This is a genomic window from uncultured Campylobacter sp. (assembly GCF_938030685.1).
Lineage (GTDB): Bacteria > Campylobacterota > Campylobacteria > Campylobacterales > Campylobacteraceae > Campylobacter_B.
The window spans coordinates 1-3,856 of the sequence record NZ_CALHHX010000189.1; the positions used below are offsets into that span (position 1 = coordinate 1).

At 49.2% G+C, this 3,856-nt stretch carries 3 protein-coding genes and 1 pseudogene; 3 read left to right on the forward strand and 1 reads right to left on the reverse strand.

What is annotated here, in order from left to right; genetic code table 11:
- Nucleotides 1–296, reverse strand: a pseudogene (locus Q0369_RS08855) (hypothetical protein); the annotation flags it as partial.
- 108 nt (nt 297–404) lie between these two features.
- Here Q0369_RS08855 and Q0369_RS08860 point away from each other — a divergent pair.
- The 3 genes from Q0369_RS08860 (at nt 405) to Q0369_RS08870 (ending at nt 3,849) form a co-directional block, all read left to right on the forward strand.
- Nucleotides 405–1,217, forward strand: a complete 813-nt coding sequence (locus Q0369_RS08860; protein ID WP_298098815.1) for a M23 family metallopeptidase — start codon at nt 405–407, stop codon at nt 1,215–1,217.
- A 22-nt stretch (nt 1,218–1,239) separates the two neighbouring features.
- Nucleotides 1,240–3,144, forward strand: coding sequence for a hypothetical protein (locus Q0369_RS08865; protein ID WP_298098818.1), 1,905 nt, complete (start codon nt 1,240–1,242; stop codon nt 3,142–3,144).
- Between the two features lie 144 nt (nt 3,145–3,288).
- Nucleotides 3,289–3,849, forward strand: a complete 561-nt coding sequence (locus Q0369_RS08870; protein WP_298098821.1) for a methylated-DNA--[protein]-cysteine S-methyltransferase — start codon at nt 3,289–3,291, stop codon at nt 3,847–3,849.
- The last annotated feature ends 7 nt before the right edge of the window (nt 3,850–3,856 follow it).

Consider the following 3,856-nt stretch of genomic DNA (forward strand, 5'->3'; position numbering starts at 1 on the left):
ACGCCGTAGCCTTTATATTTGATAAAAATCGGCGAACTCCACTCGCCGTTCTCGCCTTTGACGCTAAAAATTCCATCGCCGTATTGTAGTGATGCGCCCGCAGCTAGGCGTTTTACGTCGGTTAGGATTGCGACGGCTTTGGCACTGGTTAGATAGCGCTCATCGGTGCCGAAGTTATTAGCCGCTACGAAAGATCTAACGACGTTAGTCGCCGCTATAACCTCTTGATTTGCCACGACGTCCGCGTGCAAAAGACCGCAAAGTGCAACAGATGCTAGAAGCAAAAACTTTTTCATCATTTAATCCTTTTAAAATTGAATTTTCGTTATTATAACAGCAATTTCATTTGTTTTAGCTAATTTTTAACAAAAAATTGATGAAAAATAACGAATTTTGGAAAATTTATGAAATTTCTAGCTATTTTTGCACTTTTGGCGATCAAAATTTTCGCTTTAGACATAGTAAACGGCGATGTTGTTATCTTAAAATTAGATAAAAGCACAACTGAGTTGAGCTTTGGCTCGAAGCAAATTCCTCTCATCGAGGCGCCAAATTCTAGCGATAAAATCGCCGTTTTGGCGGCAAACTACCGCGCTAAGGGAGATTTCGCGCTGAGAATAGTAGATCAAAGCGGCAGTCACGAGCAGATCGTCGCTTTGAAAAAGGGCGAGTATAAAAAAGAGGCTCTAAGCGTTGCTCCGGGTAAAGTTAAACCGCCCAAAGAAGCCGCCGCGCGTATCAAAAAAGAGCTCGACGAAGCCAACGCGATCTATGCGATCAGCACGCCGCGCTATCTTTTTTCCACGCCGTTTGAGCTGCCTTTAAACTCCAAAATAACCTCTGCATTCGGCAATGCCCGCACTTTTAATGGCGAGCTTAAAAGCTATCACAGCGGCACCGATTATCGCGCTGCAGTAGGCACTGCGGTGCGCGCCGCCAACGACGGGGTCGTAGTCATCGCCAAAGACCGCTACTATGCCGGCGGTTCGGTCGTGATTGATCACGGCGGCGGTATTTATTCGCAGTACTATCATCTAAGCGAGATCAAAGTGACGCTTGGCGATCACGTTCACAAAGGCGATGAAATCGCACTTTCGGGCGAGAGCGGTAGAGTTAGCGGCCCACATCTGCACTTCGGCATCGCGATCAACGGCGTGAGCGTCAATCCACTAAGCTTCGTCGCTAAATTTAACGAAGTGGTTTTTGGCGAGCGCTAAAATGCCCTACAATCCGAAGGAGTTGATAAAAAAAATTCTCGCAGGTAGCGATTTTAAGCTAAAAGGCTCGGTCAAAGGCCGCGTGCGCGTCGCGAGTAGGGACGGAGCGATCGTAAATTTTACCGCCGCAGACTTCGGCGTGCAGAGCCTAAACGACAAAATTTCGCTCAGTGGCGAGCAGTTCGAGCGTTTTAGAGCCAGAATTTTTGGGATTTTAAACTCCGGCGGACGCGAGCTTGCAGGCAGGCTCACGCTCTCTTCTACGCCCAAAAAGAAAGCCCGCGCAGATCGTCTCCGCGCGGCAGATGGCTATGCAGAGTTTGGCGACGCCTGCGATTTTGGTAGCTTTTGCGAAGGAGATTTAAGCGCAGTTTCGCCCGAGGCTGGCGGCAGCTTGGCAAAGACTTCGTATGCTACAAACGCAAGGCGCAGCGAGCGAGATTTTTCTGCGCGTAGCGCTCAGGGTGCGCGAGATTTTGCTTCACAGGCAGAATTTCAAGATGTTTCGCAAGCAGAATTTTATAGCGCAGCTCGGGCGGAATTTTGCGCAGATACCGCGTGGGATACGGCGTGCGAGAATTTTATTTCGCAAAATGGCGCCGCGCAGGATGACGTGAGCGTGGGGCTTGCTGCTAGTTTCGAAGAGAGCGCAAATGCGAGGAGTAAAAATTTTATGCCACAAAGCTCTGCGCCTGCGAATTCTGCCAAAGGAGAAAGCTTCATTCCTACATCGCGAAATTTTGTTTCTGCGCAAAGCTCTGCGCTCGTGAAAGATTCCGCATTTGAGGCGCAAAATTCTAATTTTATAGCGCAAACGGAGAATTTTTCAGCTGAAAATTCGTTTGCAGCAGAGCAGGACGCGGACTTACGAAGTAAAAATTATACGGCACAAAGCTCTGCATCAAAAAATTCCACTTTCGCAAATTCTGCGCTTGATATAAAGTGCGCAAATGATTGTGGGCCTCAAGGCTCCGAGTTTTCCAAGGGGCAAAGCGCTAATTTCGCTGGCCGCCACGCCGCAAATTTTGCCTTAGAAAATGCCTTGGAATTCGCGCCTCAAGATGAGAATTTCGTTGGTGAGAATTCTGCGTTTTTGGCAAAAGGGCAAAATTACGCGCCCGAAAATTCCGATGGGCAAAATTTAGCACAGAAAAGCTCCGCGCAAGAGTGGCAGCCTTTAAATTTACCGCCGCAAGCGGGAAATAAATTTGCGCCCGAATTTGAGCAATCAGCGCAGCCCGCGTTAACGGGCGGGAATTCTACGGTTGCTTCTTCTATGGCGGAGGGGGCGCTTGGTGATGAGCCCGCGTCTGCTGCTTTTGGGAGCGAATCAACTTTTGCGGCTAAGCCAATAAATTTCTATGGCAAGCCTGCGCGCAAAGCGCCTACGAAAGAGCGCGCGAGCCTTCGAGAGCGTCCGCAAGCTCTGCCTATTGCAAGCGCTTCGCGTCCTATCTCGCTACCGCAAGCGCCTAGAGCTAGGCTCATCGAGCTTAAGCCGCGCTTTATAGGCATCGCGCATAGGATTAAAATTTCGTTTTTGAAAAAGAGCGCGAGCGAGCCGGGCGAAGGGGTTTTGGCGCGAGTTCGTATTCCACTTTTGATGGAGAATTTCGGTCTTAATGATATTTTGTCGTCCACGGCGAGCTACCAAATGGCGAAAAAGATGGTGCGCACGATCGCTGATCTTTACATCGCCAAGGATCTGCGCGGCGTGCACATAGGCGTGCCGGTACGCCTTGAAATGGGCTTTAAAAGCGGTATCTCCGACGTCAGCAACCACGCCTTTATCTTTAAGCTCATCGAGGACAGCCTCGTTAAAAACGGCGTCATCGACGACGACAATGCAGATATCGTGCGCGAGATCAAGCTCTTTAAGCAGGACGTTTTCGATGGGGTTTTAGTAAACATCATGCGGTTTGAGTAGAGGCTTTGCGGCGCCTTGCGTATAAATTTTAAAAAATCCGCGTTACCGCATGAAATTCCATCGTTTTCGAGCTTTAGCTCGCACCGCAACAAGCGTTTTTTAAAATTTTTTTGATCAAACCAGTAAAAATTTGAAAGGATTTAGATGCAAAAAGCCTTTTTTAATTCGCCCGTCGGAATGCTTGAAATTTGGGATGACGAGATCGGGATCTGCAGTATCGACTGGGTCAAAAACTCTGCTTGCAGGCCCAATGATGAGATCTTTAAAAAACACGACGCAGGGCTTATCGGCTTTGTGCGTGCTGTGGATGATAAAGGACGCGATTTAAAGCTTGGCGATTTAAGAAAGAATTTGACTCTTTGCACCGACGAGCTTGGCGCATATTTCAGGGGCGAGCTTGAGAGCTTCAGCGTTAAACTGAGCCAAAATGGCACGCAGTTTCAAAAGTCCGTGTGGAGCGCGCTTTTAGAGATCCCTTACGGCGAGGTCGTAACATACGGCGAGCTAGCTGCGGCTATCGGCAGACCGCACGCAAGCCGCGCAGTAGGCGGCGCAAACGGCAAAAACAAAATTCCCATCATCGTGCCGTGCCACCGCGTCGTAGCTGCGGGCGGGCTCGGAGGATACAGCGGCGCGGGCGGCGTAGCGACCAAAGCGTGGCTGCTAAACTTCGAAAGAGAAAATTTAGCCAAATTTGGCAAGTAAAATTCCG